At 58.8% G+C, this 14750-nt stretch carries 14 protein-coding genes and 1 tRNA gene; 13 read left to right on the forward strand and 2 right to left on the reverse strand.

Annotated elements, in window-relative coordinates:
- The first annotated feature begins 195 nt into the window (after positions 1-195).
- Positions 196-2079: a TonB-dependent receptor plug domain-containing protein gene (locus D9N14_RS22150; RefSeq protein ID WP_290583961.1), complete on the forward strand. Its 1884-nt coding sequence runs from the start codon at positions 196-198 to the stop codon at positions 2077-2079.
- 132 nt (positions 2080-2211) lie between these two features.
- Entirely contained in the window at positions 2212-3129 is a 918-nt protein-coding gene (locus D9N14_RS22155; RefSeq protein ID WP_290583963.1) for a DUF808 domain-containing protein, read from the forward strand.
- Between the two features lie 30 nt (positions 3130-3159).
- Here the strand turns inward: D9N14_RS22155 and D9N14_RS22160 are convergent, their stop codons facing one another.
- Positions 3160-3981, reverse strand: coding sequence for an SDR family NAD(P)-dependent oxidoreductase (locus D9N14_RS22160; RefSeq protein WP_290583965.1), 822 nt, complete (start codon positions 3979-3981; stop codon positions 3160-3162).
- A gap of 205 nt (positions 3982-4186) precedes the next feature.
- Positions 4187-4273 (reverse strand) — tRNA-Leu (locus D9N14_RS22165).
- A gap of 154 nt (positions 4274-4427) precedes the next feature.
- Between D9N14_RS22165 and rnr the strand changes: the two genes are divergently transcribed.
- The 11 genes from rnr (at position 4428) to radA (ending at position 14748) form a co-directional block, all read left to right on the forward strand.
- On the forward strand, positions 4428-7010 hold the full coding sequence (rnr, locus tag D9N14_RS22170; RefSeq protein WP_290583967.1) for a ribonuclease R: 2583 nt from the start codon (positions 4428-4430) through the stop codon (positions 7008-7010).
- Between the two features lie 3 nt (positions 7011-7013).
- A complete protein-coding gene (gene rlmB / locus D9N14_RS22175) occupies positions 7014-7763 on the forward strand; it encodes a 23S rRNA (guanosine(2251)-2'-O)-methyltransferase RlmB (RefSeq protein ID WP_290583969.1) in 750 nt (249 codons plus the stop codon).
- Between the two features lie 186 nt (positions 7764-7949).
- Positions 7950-8369: a 30S ribosomal protein S6 gene (gene rpsF, locus D9N14_RS22180; RefSeq protein ID WP_290583971.1), complete on the forward strand. Its 420-nt coding sequence runs from the start codon at positions 7950-7952 to the stop codon at positions 8367-8369.
- A 22-nt stretch (positions 8370-8391) separates the two neighbouring features.
- Positions 8392-8700: a primosomal replication protein N gene (gene priB / locus D9N14_RS22185; RefSeq protein WP_290583973.1), complete on the forward strand. Its 309-nt coding sequence runs from the start codon at positions 8392-8394 to the stop codon at positions 8698-8700.
- A gap of 32 nt (positions 8701-8732) precedes the next feature.
- Complete coding sequence (gene rpsR, locus D9N14_RS22190; RefSeq protein WP_101895037.1) at positions 8733-8960, forward strand: 30S ribosomal protein S18; 228 nt, start codon at positions 8733-8735, stop codon at positions 8958-8960.
- Between the two features lie 19 nt (positions 8961-8979).
- A complete protein-coding gene (locus D9N14_RS22195) occupies positions 8980-9849 on the forward strand; it encodes a hypothetical protein (RefSeq protein ID WP_290583975.1) in 870 nt (289 codons plus the stop codon).
- Entirely contained in the window at positions 9849-10298 is a 450-nt protein-coding gene (gene rplI, locus D9N14_RS22200) for a 50S ribosomal protein L9 (protein ID WP_290583977.1), read from the forward strand. The genes D9N14_RS22195 and rplI overlap by 1 nt, the downstream gene beginning before the upstream one ends.
- Positions 10299-10518: 220 nt before the next feature.
- Positions 10519-11907, forward strand: a complete 1389-nt coding sequence (dnaB, locus tag D9N14_RS22205; protein ID WP_290583979.1) for a replicative DNA helicase — start codon at positions 10519-10521, stop codon at positions 11905-11907.
- A 2-nt stretch (positions 11908-11909) separates the two neighbouring features.
- Complete coding sequence (alr, locus tag D9N14_RS22210; RefSeq protein ID WP_290583981.1) at positions 11910-13004, forward strand: alanine racemase; 1095 nt, start codon at positions 11910-11912, stop codon at positions 13002-13004.
- Positions 13004-13387 carry a hypothetical protein gene (locus D9N14_RS22215; RefSeq protein WP_290583982.1) on the forward strand — a complete coding sequence of 128 codons (384 nt, stop codon included), beginning with the start codon at positions 13004-13006 and terminating at the stop codon, positions 13385-13387. The genes alr and D9N14_RS22215 overlap by 1 nt, the downstream gene beginning before the upstream one ends.
- The gene (gene radA, locus D9N14_RS22220) at positions 13387-14748 is read left to right on the forward strand and encodes a DNA repair protein RadA (protein ID WP_290583984.1); all 1362 of its coding nucleotides are present in this window, start codon (positions 13387-13389) and stop codon (positions 14746-14748) included. Before D9N14_RS22215 ends, radA begins: the two co-directional genes overlap by 1 nt.
- Positions 14749-14750: the final 2 nt, after the last annotated feature.

A 14750-nucleotide genomic window follows, 5' to 3' on the forward strand; every position in this document is an offset into this window, starting at 1 on the left:
CAACCCCAAAAATCTTCAATGTATACAGAAGGTTATCATGTGAATGTGTGCCCGGGTCGGATTGCCCCATTCATTCAATGGAGGCGAACATGGAATTGAACTAGGCTTTATTAAGAAGAGAGACCAGGGAACGGCAGAATGCGATTTGGGGAAACAGGCGGGACTGGAAGCAGGATTTCAGGTGGTTTGGTATTGTTGTGCGTTGCAGTTCTGAGCAGCCCGGCTCTTGCCATGCATGGCCTGGACGCGGAAGAACTGTACTCGCTGCCCCTGCAGGAACTCATGGAGCTGGAGATCACCAGCTCGACCCTCACCCGTAAAACCCTACGCTCGGTGCCGGCCTCGGTTACCGTGTTCACCCGCGACCAGATTCGTGAAATGGGCGCAGACTACCTTTACGAACTGATCAATTTTGTCCCCGGTTTTCAGGCCTTTCGTCAGGGGGCTGACGGTATGCAGTACTTCCACAGTGCCCGAGGCCATCGCACCAGCGTGAAAAGTCGCGAAGTGCTGATTCTGGTTGATGGTGTGCGCATGATCCGAGAAGCAGACAGCGGCGCAGCCATCCCCATGCTGTCGCTCTACAATGTGGCCAAGGTGGAGTTCATCCGGGGGCCGGGTTCGGCCATCTACGGATCGAACGCCTTCCTGGGGGTGATCAATATCGAAACCGTGCGTGGGCAAGACGCCGCACAGGTTGTGGGTGGGGAGCACGGTCGCATGCAATTCAACGGGGTCTACAGTTTCGCCCAGGGGGATTCTGAGCTGAATCTGGCCCTCAATCATTTTGCCGAGGATGGACAAACCTATACGCTGGAAAACATTAACGTAAGCCCACCGCAGCAGGTGACTGGTAAAGATCCCAGAAAGGGCACTGACTTCCAGTTTAGCGCCCGTACGGGCGACTACCGTCTCCAGGGGATGATCTCCCGCCAGGAAGCTGAGGATTACTACATCGTGGAACGGGCCGCCTCTGATCTGAACCATTCCTACCATGATGTTGCCTATCTGCAGCTGATGCGGGACCTGGACTGGCAGCCCGGCCTGCACACCCGTCTGGAGCTGGGGTATTCCGCAAACGCCTTCAAGCTCAACACCGAAATACGGGGGTTGGGCATCACCCGCACCGACCAGCAGGAGACGAACCTGCAGTTGATCGCACGCAATGCCTGGCAATACGCGAGCCAGAACAGCCTGGAGTTCGGGTTGGAGTTGAGGGAAAGCGATATGTCATCGGTTTACAGCACGCAGACGCGGGGGGATCTGGAATTCTATCCGGATGTGGAGCGCACCATCACCGGGGTCTATGTACAGAATCAACGTTATTATGACAGTGGTTTACAGGTGGTCGTGGGCGGGCGCTACGACGACTACGACGATGTGGGGGATTCCTTCAGTCCCCGAGTCAGCCTGGTGTATCCGGTGTCCCCCCGGCATACTGTTAAGGCATTGTATGGTGAGGCCTTCCGCGCGCCCAATGCAAACGAGTTGTATCTGGTGGGCGTTACGCTGGTGGGCAACCCGGATTTGAAGCCGGAAACCATCAAAACCTCCGAGCTGATCTGGATCAGCCTCTGGGGCCATCACAGGCTGACGGTGAACGGTCACTACAATGTCATCGAAGATTCCATCTACAGCACCACCACGTTCTTGAACCGCACTGAGGATGAAGCCTTCTACGGCATGGAAATAGACTATGCCGTGCAGTTGTCGTCCCAGTGGCAGCTGCAGGTCAATGCAACGGCACTGCGCAACCTGCCGGCATCGGATTATCGCGAGGCTGATCGGCTCTCCTCCTTTATTCTGAATTACCAAAGCGGCCGTTGGAACGTCAACGTCAATGCCAGTTATGCCGGTACGAGGCACATGCAGGTGGGAGCCGACAAGGTAGCGCTGGATGATTACTGGTTGTTGAACAGCAAGTGGATGTACAGGCTCAATCAGCATGCGAACCTGTATATCAATGGACGCAACCTGCTGGATGAAGACTACGGTACACCCACCCGCCTTACGTTACACACCGATGCCATGCCGAATCGGGGGCGGGAACTGATGGTTGGCGTTGAGTTGGGTTTTTAACAACACCAGTAAGGCCCCCAGAATTTCGAAAAGCACCCAAGTATTTAATTGTGTGCCCCGATGTAGTACAACACTCCCCAACCAAGCAGCACTCTGCGCTTGCAGATCAATCAGTGGATAAGGAACACTCTCATGGCATCGGGCTCCCTCCTGGCACTCCTGGACGACATTGCAACCCTGCTGGACGACATTTCAGTGATGTCCAAAGTCGCAACCCAGAAAACCGCCGGCGTACTGGGGGATGATCTGGCCGTCAACGCCGAGCAGGTCAGCGGCGTGCGGGCCGCCCGGGAGATTCCCGTGGTGCTGGCGGTGGCCAAAGGTTCCATGATCAATAAAGTGATCATCGTGCCCTTGATTCTGGCGCTCAGTTTCTTCCTGCCCTGGCTGATTACACCGTTGTTGGTGGCCGGCGGTTTGTTCCTGTGTTACGAAGGGGCCGAAAAGGTTTGGCACAAACTGGCGCACCCCCATGACAAGGATCACTCCCAGGCCAAGGCGCTGATCGCCGACAGCAAAGCCGACCTGCGCAAGCTGGAGGAAAAAAAGATCAAAGGCGCCATCCGCACGGATTTCATTCTGAGCCTGGAGATCATCGTGATCGCCTTGAGCACCATGAGCGATTACCCCTTTGCAAAACAGGCGGTGGCCCTGGCGTTCGTGGCGTTTGCCATGACCATTCTGGTGTACGGTTTGGTGGCAGCCATCGTCAAGCTGGATGATCTGGGGTTATACCTTGCCAAGGGTAAAGCCCTGGCGGCCCGTGTCGGCCAGTTCCTGTTATGGTTGGCGCCCATGATCATGAAGCTGCTGACCATTGTCGGCACCATTGCCATGTTCCTGGTGGGTGGCGGCATCCTGACCCACAGCGCCGAAGCGGTGGTGGATGTGGATCACCTGATGCAGGCCATCAGCACCGGCCTGGCCTGGCTGGATGCGGTGGTGCCCACCCTGGTGAACGGAGTGATTGGATTGTTCTGCGGTGCGCTGCTGGTTGCGGCCCATGGCCTGCTGGCTCCGCTGTGGTCAGGCAAGGGGGCCGCGTCCTGAGTTGGCCGCCTGGATGCGCAGCGTCAGGGCTCAGGTCTGGCTGCGCGCAAAGCCCCATTTCAACGGCCAGTGGATGGCGCGGGGCAGCAGCCGTTTAAACCAGTCCCCCAGATAGGCATCCACGCCCACCCGTACCCGCATTTGATTGTTCAGCACCGCCTTCACCACCTTGCCCGCCAACTTCTCCGGCGACATTCCGTAACGTTCCATCAAACCTGCCAGCTGCAACGTACTGCCTTTGGTTGTGCCGGAGTGTTCTGCGGCGCTGCGCAGAATATTGGTGCTGATGGTACCGGGATGAATGCTGGTGACGTGAATGTTGTGCACCGCCAGTTCGCTGTACAGGCTTTCACTCAGGGATTTTACCGCCGCCTTGGCCAGGCAATAGCTGCTTTGATTCGGCAGCCCGAGAAAGCCCGCCAGGCTGGAGGTGTTGATGATATGGGCTTCGCTCTGCTTTTTCAGATAGGGCAAAAAATAATGGCAGCCATAGATTACCCCCCACAGGTCAATACCCAGTACGAAGTCCATGTCCTGCAGGCTGTGTTGTTCAAACGTCTTATTGATGGTGACACCGGCGTTATTGAACAGCAGGTGGATGGCGCCGTGCTCAGCCTCGATTTGCTGCGGCAGTGCTGCCATGGCGTTGCGATCCGACACGTCGCAGCGGTGGGTGCTGATGTGGCAATGGGGTAAGTGCTGCAGTTGCGCGGCGGTGTCCTGCAGGCCGCGTTCGTTGACGTCCACCAGCGCCAGGTGGCAACCCTGCTGTGCAAAGGCCAGCGCCAGGGCACGGCCGATGCCACTGCCGGCGCCAGTGATGACGGCGACTTTGTTCTGGAGGTGTTTCATGGGAGAGGTACCTGCGGGTCTTGTTATTTTTATTGCAACAATATATGCAATATAATTGCATATATCATCGAAAACAAGAATCCAACGCCAGTTCTTGTGCAATGGACGGTGCAGTCCCAAATATCGCGCCCACAAAAAAGCCGAAACCCCGTGCGGGATTCCGGCTTTTTTGTGGGCCTTTCCTGAAACAGAAAAGGCTTGAAATTGGTGCCCAGGAGAGGACTTGAACCTCCACGACCGTAAGGCCACTAGCACCTGAAGCTAGCGTGTCTACCAATTTCACCACCTGGGCAGAGGGCCGCTAATTTACGGTCAAAGCGGGGGCCTGTCAACTCCCTGTTTCGGAAAAATCGCAAATTTGTTTTGGCATCCGGAGATCTTTCCTTGTAAAAAGCCCGGTAAGTACCTAAAGTGCCCGTAAGCACCCGTAACCATAGGAAAAGTGCATGACAAACTGGTCCTGGTCGGACGACCCGAACCGCGACAAAGAAGCCGAAAAATACGACAACCCCGTGCCCAGCCGTGACTTCATCCTGAAGTTGCTTGAAGAACGGGGCAAGCCACTCACCCACCGCCAGATCTGCGCCGAATTTCAACTCCACGACGACGAAGCCATAGAAGCTGTGCGCCGCCGCCTGCGGGCCATGGAGCGTGATGGTCAGTTGCTTTACAACCGACGGGGGGCCTACGGTGTTGCCGAGAAGATGGACCTGATCAAAGGGGTTATCATCGGGCACCGGGACGGATTCGGCTTTTTAAAACCCGACGATGGCAGCGATGACCTGTATCTCAGTGCCCGCCAGATGCGATGTGGTTTTGATGGCGACAAGGTATTGGCCCGCCAGAGCGGCACCGATCATCGCGGGCGGCGTGAGGCCACCATCGTGGAAGTGCTGGAACGCAAAACCCAGCGTTTGGTCGGTCGTTATTTCAAGGAAAGCAACATCGGCTTTGTGGCCCCGGAAAATCGCCGTATCAGCCAGGATATCCTGATTCCCGCCGACGATGCCCTCAAAGCCAAGAACGGCCAGTTCGTGCTGGTGGAGATCACCCAGTTCCCCAGCTTTCGCGGGCAGCCGGAAGGGCGCATCGTTGAAATCATCGGTGACCACATGGCCCCGGGCATGGAAATCGATGTGGCCATCCGCAACTACGACATTCCCCATGTCTGGCCCCAGGCGGTGGAGGCAGCCGCCGAGCGCTTTGGCTCCGGGCTGGTGGACAGCGACTACGAAAACCGGTTCGACCTGCGCAAAACCCCCTTCGTCACCATCGACGGTGAGGACGCCAAGGATTTTGACGACGCCGTTTTCTGTGAGAAAAAACGCAGTGGCGGCTGGAAGCTGTATGTGGCCATTGCCGACGTCTCCCATTATGTGCACCCGGGGGACCCATTGGACCAGGAGGCCCGTAACCGCGGCAACTCGGTGTATTTCCCCGAGCACGTGGTGCCCATGCTGCCGGTGAACCTGTCCAATGGCCTGTGTTCGCTGAATCCTCATGTGGACCGCCTGGCCATGGTCTGTGAAATGAGCATCAGCGCCGCCGGCAACGTCAGCCGCTACTGTTTTTACGAAGCCGTGATCTGCTCCCATGCCCGGCTCACCTACAACAAGGTGGGCACCATGCTGCAGGAGCCGGACTCCCTGGAAGGCCAGGATCTGCGCCAGGAATACAGCCAGATCGTGCCACACCTGGAAAACCTGTACGCGCTTTATCATGCGTTCCGTGCCCAGCGGGAAGAGCGTGGCGCCATCGATTTTGAGACCACCGAAACCAAGATCGAATTCGGTGAAGACCGCAAGATCGAGAAGATCGTGCCCACCCAGCGCAACGATGCCCATAAGATCATCGAGGAATGCATGCTGGCGGCCAACGTCTGTGCTGCCAAGTTCCTGCAGAAATACAAGCTGCCGGCCCTGTACCGCATTCACGAAGGCCCCAAAAACGAAAAGCTGGAAAACCTGCGTGCCTTTTTGAAAGAGCTGAGCATCCCGTTCATGGCGCGCACTGATCCCAAACCGTCGGATTACCAGGAGGTGCTGGGCAGCATCAAGGCGCGCCCGGACTTCGACCTGATCCAGACGGTGATGCTGCGCTCCATGAATCAGGCGGTGTACTCACCGGAAAACAAAGGTCACTTTGGCCTGGCCTATGGCGCCTATGCCCACTTTACCTCGCCCATTCGTCGCTATCCGGATCTGTTGGTGCACCGTGCCATCCGCTATTTTGTGCGCAGTGGTAAGGAAAGCACCAACGCCAAAAAGACCCCCGGTGCCCCAGTGATCCCGCAACAGCACATTCTGCCCTATGACACCGCCGCCATGGTGGAGCTGGGTGAACAATGCTCCATGACCGAGCGCCGGGCGGACGAAGCCACCTGGGATGTGATCGGCTGGCTCAAGTGCGAGTACATGAGTGACAAGATCGGTGATGTGTTCAAAGGCATCATCACCGGTGTCACCGGGTTTGGCCTGTTCGTGGAACTGAAGGACATCTACGTGGAAGGCCTGGTTCACGTCAGCTCCCTGAACAGTGACTACTACCACTTTGATGAAGTGCGCCATCGCCTGGTGGGGGAGCGCAGCGGGTTGATCTTCTCCCTCGGGGATGAGGTGACCGTGAGCGTGGCCAAGGTGGACCTGGACGACCGCAAGCTGGATTTTGAAATGTTGGCCGGCGGTAAGCGGCAGCGCTGGAGCAAGGACAACCCCAAACCGGAAGCCACGGCCCGAAAGGGTAAAAAGGCTGACAGCAGCGAGAAAAAGTCCGCCGGCAAAGCCGCCAAAGGCAAGGCTTCCAAGGCTGGCTCTCCAAAGGCTGGCTCTCCAAAGGGTAATGCGCAAAAGGCTGGCTCATCCAGGGGCGGCACCTCCCGTCACGAAGTGGCCAAGCTGGCGGCGAAGAAATCCCGCAACCAGGCCAAATCCAAGGGAGCAGCCAAATCCGGTGCGAAAGCCAAGTCCGGCGCCAAAGCCGGGATGCGCTCGCCGTCGAAACCAAAACCCAAGGCCAGGAAAAAGCGCTAGCCCATGTCCAAAGCAGAATGGTTGTACGGCATTCATACCGTCAGTGCCGTGCTGAACAAACACCCCGACCGGGTACTGGAAATCAAGGCCCAGGAAGGTCGTGATGATCGACGCCTGGAAGTCGTGCTGGGCCAGGCCCGGCAGCTGGGCCTGGCGATCCAGACCGTCAATAAAAAGTCCATGGACCACCAGTTCCAGGACGCGAACCACCAGGGTCTGGCCGCTCGTTGCCGTCTCTCCGCGGCGCTGGACGAGCACGGCCTGCTCGACCTGCTGGACCGGGTTGAGGGGCCGCCCTTTCTGTTGATCCTGGACTCGGTGACCGATCCCCATAACCTGGGCGCCGTGCTGCGCAGTGCCGATGCCGCCGGGGTGCACGCGGTGATCACCACCAAGGACAAATCCGTGGGTCTGACCCCGGTGGTGCGGCGGGTGGCGGTGGGGGCGGCGGAAGTCATGCCCTTTGCCCAGGTCACCAATCTGGCGCGCCTGATGAAGCAGCTGCAGGAGCGTCGCATCTGGATCGTGGGTACTGAGCTGGACGAGACCGCCAAAAGTCTCTATCAGGCGGATCTGAAAGGCCCGTTGGCCATCGTCATGGGGGCAGAAGGCCCGGGCCTGCGCCGCCTGACCCGGGAGCACTGCGATCAACTGGTCTATATCCCCATGCAGGGGGATGTGCAGAGCCTCAATGTGTCGGTGGCCGCCGGTGTGTGTCTGTTCGAGGCCCTGCGTCAACGGCAGTCTGTCTAATCAGGCCGTCTCAGGTCGGTGCTCTAGTAAAGCATCTGTTGTTTTTCGGTCGAACCTCCTATAGAATTCGCGATCCCTCGCCCCCTGTGGGTGAGGATTTTCACGTTAGTAAGCATTAACTCCTTGCCTTACCGTTACGTTTCCTGAAGGAAACAGTCGGGAGGCTATAATCCGTAAGGAGATGTCATGAGACATTACGAGATCGTTTTTTTGGTTCACCCTGATCAGAGTGAACAGGTTCCCGGTATGGTTGAGCGTTATAAAGGCCAGATCCAGGAAGGTGGTGGTGTTATCCACCGACTGGAAGATTGGGGCCGCCGCCAACTGGCTTATCCAATTAACAAAATCCACAAGGCTCACTATGTTCTGATGAACATCGAATGCTCCCAGGAAATCCTGGACGAGCTGTCCAGTGCCTTTAAATTCAACGACGCTGTACTGCGCAATATGGTGATTCGTCGTGACGAAGCCGTTGCTGAGCAGTCCATCCTGGCCAAAGCCAACGAGAAAGATCGTGATCGTGGCGACCATGCTCCCCGTAATGAGCGTGTAGAAGACCGTGATGACAGCGAAGAAGAAGAGGAAGAGGCAGAGTCCGACGAGTAATCGGAGCTGCGTGAACCGCTGAGTGGAAATCAATCAACTGGTTCTGAGTGGTACGGTAACGGAAATCAACGGTTTGCGTTACACACCGGCCGGTGTTCCCCATTACAGTTTTATGCTGGAACACCGATCCCGTCAGGAAGAGGCGGGAGCCCCGCGCGAAGTCCTGTGCCGCATCAAGGTGGAGGCACGGGGACAGGAGATCACCTCACAGTGTGAGCATCTGTCTGTCAGCGATCGGGTGCAGGTGACCGGATTTCTGGTCCGGGCCAGCTACAAGGATACCTCCGCAACCCATCTGGTGTTGCACGCTCAGCAAATCGAATTGCGTTAATTGATGGTTAACAGAAATAACAGGAGCCAACCATGGCACGTTTTTATCGTCGCAGAAAGTTCTGCCGTTTTACCGCTGAAGGCGTAACCGAGATCGATTACAAAGATCTGGATACCCTGAAGAACTACATCACTGAAACCGGCAAAATCGTACCCAGCCGCATCACCGGCACCAGTGCGAAATACCAACGTCAGCTGGCCCGTGCTGTTAAGCGCGCCCGTGCTCTGGCTTTGTTGCCGTATTCCGATTCACACAAGTAATTGAGCTTGAGCCAGTAGTATGTTGACACTGGCAAAGTGGGTCATGGGCGGGCCCTTTCAGGCGCTCGCCGCAGCTGCGATCCTGGCCTTGTTGCCGGGGTTCGGTTGGGCCTCCGCCGCCATTGTGGCGTTGGTGGCCTTGCGCAAGAACGTAAACGACGTGGCGATCCCGTTCGCGGGCGCCATGCTGGTAGCGGTGCTGGTGCACTGGACCGCCGGGGACATTACCCAGGTGGGCACAGTGTGCGCGGCCCTGGTGGCAAGCCTGGTGCTGGCCGGCACCCGCTCCCTGGCCTGGTCGTTGTTGGCGTTGGGCATCAGTTCTGCACTGTATATCGTGCTGGTACTGAACCTGGCGCCCGCCATGATCAGCAATCTGGTGGATTTGTTTCAGCCCACATTTGATGACTTTGTGGAGCAGTTGAAGGCCGCCAACCCCGAGGCGCAATCGGTGTTCGAGCAAATGGATGTTCGGCACATCGTGCTGGAGGGGATGGTCTGGGTCACCACCGCAGGCGCGGTTGCCGCGCTGCTGGTGGCACGCTGGCTCCAGGCCCGCCTTTACAACCCGGGCGGGTTTCGTCGGGAATTCCACAGCCTGCGCTTGATGCCGGCGGTGGCGGCGGTCCTGGCACTGCTGTTGTATCTGGGTCAGAGCTATCCTCCGGCCCGGCTGATACTGCCCTGTGTGGCCATCCCCATGGTGATGGCCGGGCTGGCGCTGGTACATGGCGTGCTGGGCATGAAGCAGAACAACGGGCCGCTGTTGGTGTTCTTTTACGTGGGACTGATACTGACCACCTGGGTGGGCATGATGGTGTTGGTCGCTGCAGCTGTAATGGACAGTTTTGTTGATTTTAGAAATCGAATTCAAAAGAGGTATGAGTGATGGAAGTCATCTTATTGGAAAAAAACCGTAACCTGGGTGAGCTGGGTGAAAAGGTTAAGGTACGCGCGGGCTACGGCCGCAATTTCCTGATCCCTCAGGGTAAAGCCGTTCCTGCCACTGAAGCCAACGTAAAGCATTTTGAAGAGCGTCGTGCTGAGCTGGAAAAAGCCGCAGCGGACAAATTGTCAGCGGCCCAGGCCCGTGCCGACAAACTGGTTGAGCTGGGCGCGGTCACCGTGTCTGCCAAATCCGGTGACGAAGGCAAGCTGTTCGGTTCTGTGGGCACCCGTGATATTGCAGATGCGATCACTGCGGCCGGTATCGAAGTGACCAAAGCCGAAGTGCTGATGCCCAATGGTGCTATCCGCTCCACTGGCGACTACGAGATCGACCTGCAGGTGCACAGCGATGTGACTGCAACAATCAAGGTATCTGTTGTTCCAGAATAAGGTCATGGCCGCTGCCTGAACCCTTGTGGCTACGGTGGTGCTGATCCTCTGGTGACATCAGTCATGCCTGTATGAAACTCTGGCACCCGCCTGTGGTGCCGGAGTTTTGTTGTTTCTGGGCCAGGGCGCTGGCACCCGGGGCTGAGCCTGTTTGCACTGCCTTGCCGCCCCCCTTACACTTGAGCGAAAACCGACTTCCACCAAAAGTACCGAAAGCCCCATGAGTGATTCACCCATTGAGTTGACGCTGGATGACGACGTACAGTCGGCCTCCATTAAAGTGCCACCCCATTCCATCGAGGCCGAGCAGTCCGTGATCGGTGGCCTGATGCTGGACAACCGGGCCTTTGACGATGTCTCTGAGATCCTCTCCGATGTGGATTTTTATCGCCGCGACCATCGCCTGATCTATCGCGCCATCGCCCAGCTGGCGGAGTTGTCCAAACCCTTTGATGTAGTGACCCTGGGTGAGGCGCTGGACAATGCCGGTATCCTTGAGGATTGTGGCGGCATGGCCTATCTGGCGCAGCTGGCCAAAAACACCCCCAGTGCCAGCAACATCAAAGCCTATGCCGAAATCGTGCGGGAGCGTTCGGTATTGCGGCAGATGATCACGGTGTCCAATGAGATCGCCGACGCGGCCTTTCATCCGGAAGGGCGCAACGCCACTGAGCTGCTGGATGAAGCGGAGCGCAAGGTGTTCAGCATCGCGGAGCAAGGCGCCAAGCAGGGCGGCCCGGTGCCCATCAACCTGGTCTTGAAGGAAACCGTCGACAAGATCGACGAGTTGTTCAAATCCGACGAGGCCATCATCGGCATTCCCACCGGTTTCAAGCAATTGGATGTGACGTTCTCCGGCTTGCGCCCCGGGGCGCTGGTGATCGTGGCGGCCCGTCCGGCCATGGGTAAAACCACCTTCTCCATGAACCTGGTGGAAAACGCGTTGATCCGGGCGGGCAAGCCGGTGCTGGTGTTCAGTATGGAAATGCCCTCGGAACAGATTGTGATGCGGATGCTGGCCTCCCTTGGCCGCATCGACCTGACCCGGGTGACCACCGGCAAGCTGGAGGAGGAGGACTGGCCCCGGTTCAGCTCCGCCGTCAGCATCCTGGCGGAGCAGAAGCTCTATATTGACGACTCCGCCGGCCTCAGCCCCACTGAAGTGCGGGCCCGGGCGCGACGGGTGGCGCGGGAGCAGGGTGAAATCGGACTGATCCTGGTGGATTACCTGCAGTTGATGCAGGTGCCCGGTGCGGAAAGCCGGGTCAACGAGATCTCTGAAATCTCGCGCTCCCTGAAAGGCCTGGCCAAGGAAATGAATTGCCCGGTAATAGCTTTATCCCAGTTGAACCGGGGCCTTGAGCAGCGCCCCAACAAGCGTCCGGTGATGTCCGATCTGCGGGAATCCGGCGCCATCGAGCAGGATGCGGACATCATCATGTTTATCTATCGGGATGAGGTCTACAACGAAGATTCGGAAGACAAGGGCATTGCGGAAATCATCGTCGGCAAGAACCGTAACGGCCCCATCGACAAAGCGCGCCTGGCGTTTATCGGCAAATACTCGCGGTTTGACGAGTTGGCGCCGGATTCCTATGGAGATTACTGAGCTTGGGTAGAGGAACCCGGGCCGTCATTGACCTGGCGGCCATGCGCCACAATATGGAACGGGTGCGCCGGCATGCGCCCCACAGCAAGGTGCTGGGGGTGGTGAAGGCCGATGCCTACGGCCATGGCCTGCTGCCGGTGGCACGGGCATTGGCCCCCAGCAGTGATGCCTTGGGCGTGGCCACCTTCGAGGAAGGCATGGCTCTGAAGCGCGCGGACCTCCAGCGGCCGGTGCTGCTGATGGAAGGCGTCTTCAACCCGGAGCAGTTGCAGGCGGCAGCAGAGTACGGCCTCAGCCTGGTGGTGCATCAGCCCTGGCAGCTGAGTATGTTGCTGGAAGCCCGCCTGCCGCAACCGGTAACGGTCTGGCTCAAAGTGGATACCGGCATGCATCGCCTGGGTATGGCAGAGCACGGTTGCGCCCTGTTCTGGCAGCAATTGCAGGCCAGTGACAATGTGCGTGAAGTGGTGTTGATGAGCCACTTGGCCTGTGCTGATGAGCCGGAACATCCACTGAATCAGCAACAGGGTGAGCGCTTCCAGCATCTGAAAGCCGCAGTGGCGGCCCGCCAGGCCAGTCTGGCCAACTCGGCAGCCCTGCTGGACCGGGCCGATTTCCAGCATGAATGGGTGCGACCTGGCCTGATGCTGTATGGGGCGTCGCCTTTTGCCGGTCGCAGCGCCGCCGAGCTGGGTTTGCTGCCGGCCATGCACCTGCAATCCCGCATCATATCCCGCAGCATGGTCGCCGCCGGGGAAAGCGTCGGTTATGGCGCCACCTGGACGGCCACCCGGGCTACAGACGTGGCGGTGGTGGCCATCGGTTATGGGGACGGATACCCCCGTCATCTTGGGCTCCAGGCTCAGGTCTTGATCCAGGGCCAGCGCTGCCCGGTGGTGGGGCGGGTCTCCATGGACATGATTACGGTGGATGTGTCTGCGCTGCCTGGTGCGGGGCCCAACACACCGGTCACCCTGTGGGGGCCGGGGTTGCCGGTGGAAGACGTGGCGCGCTGGGCGAACACGGTCAATTACGAGCTGCTGTGCCAGGTCACCGGGCGGGTGGAACGCCATTATCAGGATGCCGGAGCCCTCTGATGCCGTTGTGGGTGACCCTCTACGTGGCGTTGATGGTGGTCTCCCTGCCGGTGGGGGTGCTGATGTTGCGCCGTATTGAGCAGGACTGGTTGCACCCGGTGGGCGGCCTGGTGTCCACCCTGCTCAGTGTGGCGTTTGTCTTTTCCTATTGGATGCCGGACGCGGTGCCCTTTCATTCCCCCTCCGTGTTGTTGCTGTTCGGGTTTGTGCTGTTCTGGGATCTGTATTCTCTGAAACGCCTGAAACAGAAACTGCCGGACTATTTTGAAATGTCGGAAGATTCCGAGCTACAGCCCAATTCAGGGGCCTGGCTGCTGGGTGTTCTGTTGATGGTGCCGGCTTACTACTTCGGTGCGCTGGTGTGCTTGCGGGTGATCAGTTAATGGCAAAAGCAAAAACCCAATTTGTGTGCAGTGACTGTGGCAGCGTGTTCCCCAAATGGGCCGGGCAATGCGCTGACTGCGGCGCCTGGAATACCCTGTCGGAGTTCAACCCGGACCGGGGCATGGCGGCCAACCGCGGCGGCAAAACCAGTTGGGCCGGTGAGGCCCGCCAGGTCACCACCATGGCGCAGGTGAATCTGGTGGAGGAACCCCGCACCCCCACGGGGACCGGGGAATTGGACCGGGTCTTGGGTGGCGGCCTGGTGGATGGCTCGGTGGTGTTGATCGGCGGTGACCCGGGCATCGGCAAATCCACCATCTTGCTGCAGACCATGACCCATCTGGCCAGCCGCCAGACTGCGCTCTACATCACCGGTGAGGAATCCCTGCAGCAGGTGGCCCTGCGCGCCAAGCGCCTGGACCTGCCCATGGACCAGCTGCGCCTGATGTCGGAAACCAGCATTGAAAACATCCTGGCCACCGCCAACCGGGAGCAGCCCAAGGTGATGGTGGTGGATTCCATTCAGACCGTGTACTCCGAAGGGCTCAGCTCGGCGCCGGGGGGCGTATCCCAGGTGCGTGAGTGCGCCGCTGCCCTGGTACGGTTTGCCAAACAGACGGGCACGGCGCTGTTCCTGGTGGGCCATGTCACCAAAGAGGGCGCCCTGGCGGGCCCGCGGGTGCTGGAGCATATGGTGGACAGCGTGCTGTATTTTGAGGGCGAGCAGGACAACCGCTTCCGCATGATCCGGGCGGTCAAGAACCGGTTCGGCGCCGTGAATGAGCTGGGGGTGTTCGCCATGACCGACAAGGGCCTGCGGGAAGTAAGCAATCCCTCCGCCATTTTCCTGTCCCGCTACGAGCAGCCGATCCCCGGCAGCATCGTGATGGTGACCCGGGAGGGCAGTCGCCCGTTACTGGTGGAAGTGCAGGCCCTGGTGGATGACAGCCAGCTGGGCAATCCGCGGCGGGTGGCGGTGGGGCTGGACCAGAACCGGCTGGCCATGTTGCTGGCGGTGCTGCATCGGCACGGCGGGGTGGCCACCATGGGCATGGATGTCTTCGTCAACGTGGTGGGTGGGGTCAAGGTACTGGAAACCGGCTCTGACCTGGCGGTGTTGATTTCGGTGGTGTCCAGTCTGCGCAATCTGGCTCTGGACACCCGCTTGATTGTGTTCGGGGAGGTGGGGTTATCCGGTGAGATCCGCCCCGTACCCAGCGGTCAGGAGCGCCTGAGGGAGGCCGCCAAGCATGGCTTCACCCGCGCCATCGTGCCGAAAGGCAATCAGCCCAAGGGGCCCATCGAAGGCTTGGAAGTGGTGGCAGTGTCCCGTCTGGAACAGGCCCTGGACGCGCTCTGACC

It is taken from the genome of Ketobacter sp., assembly GCF_003671495.1.
GTDB lineage: Bacteria > Pseudomonadota > Gammaproteobacteria > Pseudomonadales > Ketobacteraceae > Ketobacter.

Bases quoted from the DNA above. Each gene is read 5' to 3' on its own strand.
- D9N14_RS22160 (WP_290583965.1), bottom strand. From the start codon at position 3,981: ATGAAACACCTCCAGAACAAAGTCGCCGTCATCACTGGCGCCGGCAGT.
- D9N14_RS22195 (WP_290583975.1), top strand. From the start codon at position 8,980: ATGTTGACACTGGCAAAGTGGGTCATGGGCGGGCCCTTTCAGGCGCTC.
- radA (WP_290583984.1), top strand. From the start codon at position 13,387: ATGGCAAAAGCAAAAACCCAATTTGTGTGCAGTGACTGTGGCAGCGTG.
- D9N14_RS22215 (WP_290583982.1), top strand. From the start codon at position 13,004: ATGCCGTTGTGGGTGACCCTCTACGTGGCGTTGATGGTGGTCTCCCTG.
- dnaB (WP_290583979.1), top strand. From the start codon at position 10,519: ATGAGTGATTCACCCATTGAGTTGACGCTGGATGACGACGTACAGTCG.
- rpsF (WP_290583971.1), top strand. From the start codon at position 7,950: ATGAGACATTACGAGATCGTTTTTTTGGTTCACCCTGATCAGAGTGAA.
- D9N14_RS22155 (WP_290583963.1), top strand. From the start codon at position 2,212: ATGGCATCGGGCTCCCTCCTGGCACTCCTGGACGACATTGCAACCCTG.
- rlmB (WP_290583969.1), top strand. From the start codon at position 7,014: ATGTCCAAAGCAGAATGGTTGTACGGCATTCATACCGTCAGTGCCGTG.
- rnr (WP_290583967.1), top strand. From the start codon at position 4,428: ATGACAAACTGGTCCTGGTCGGACGACCCGAACCGCGACAAAGAAGCC.
- rpsR (WP_101895037.1), top strand. From the start codon at position 8,733: ATGGCACGTTTTTATCGTCGCAGAAAGTTCTGCCGTTTTACCGCTGAA.
- rplI (WP_290583977.1), top strand. From the start codon at position 9,849: ATGGAAGTCATCTTATTGGAAAAAAACCGTAACCTGGGTGAGCTGGGT.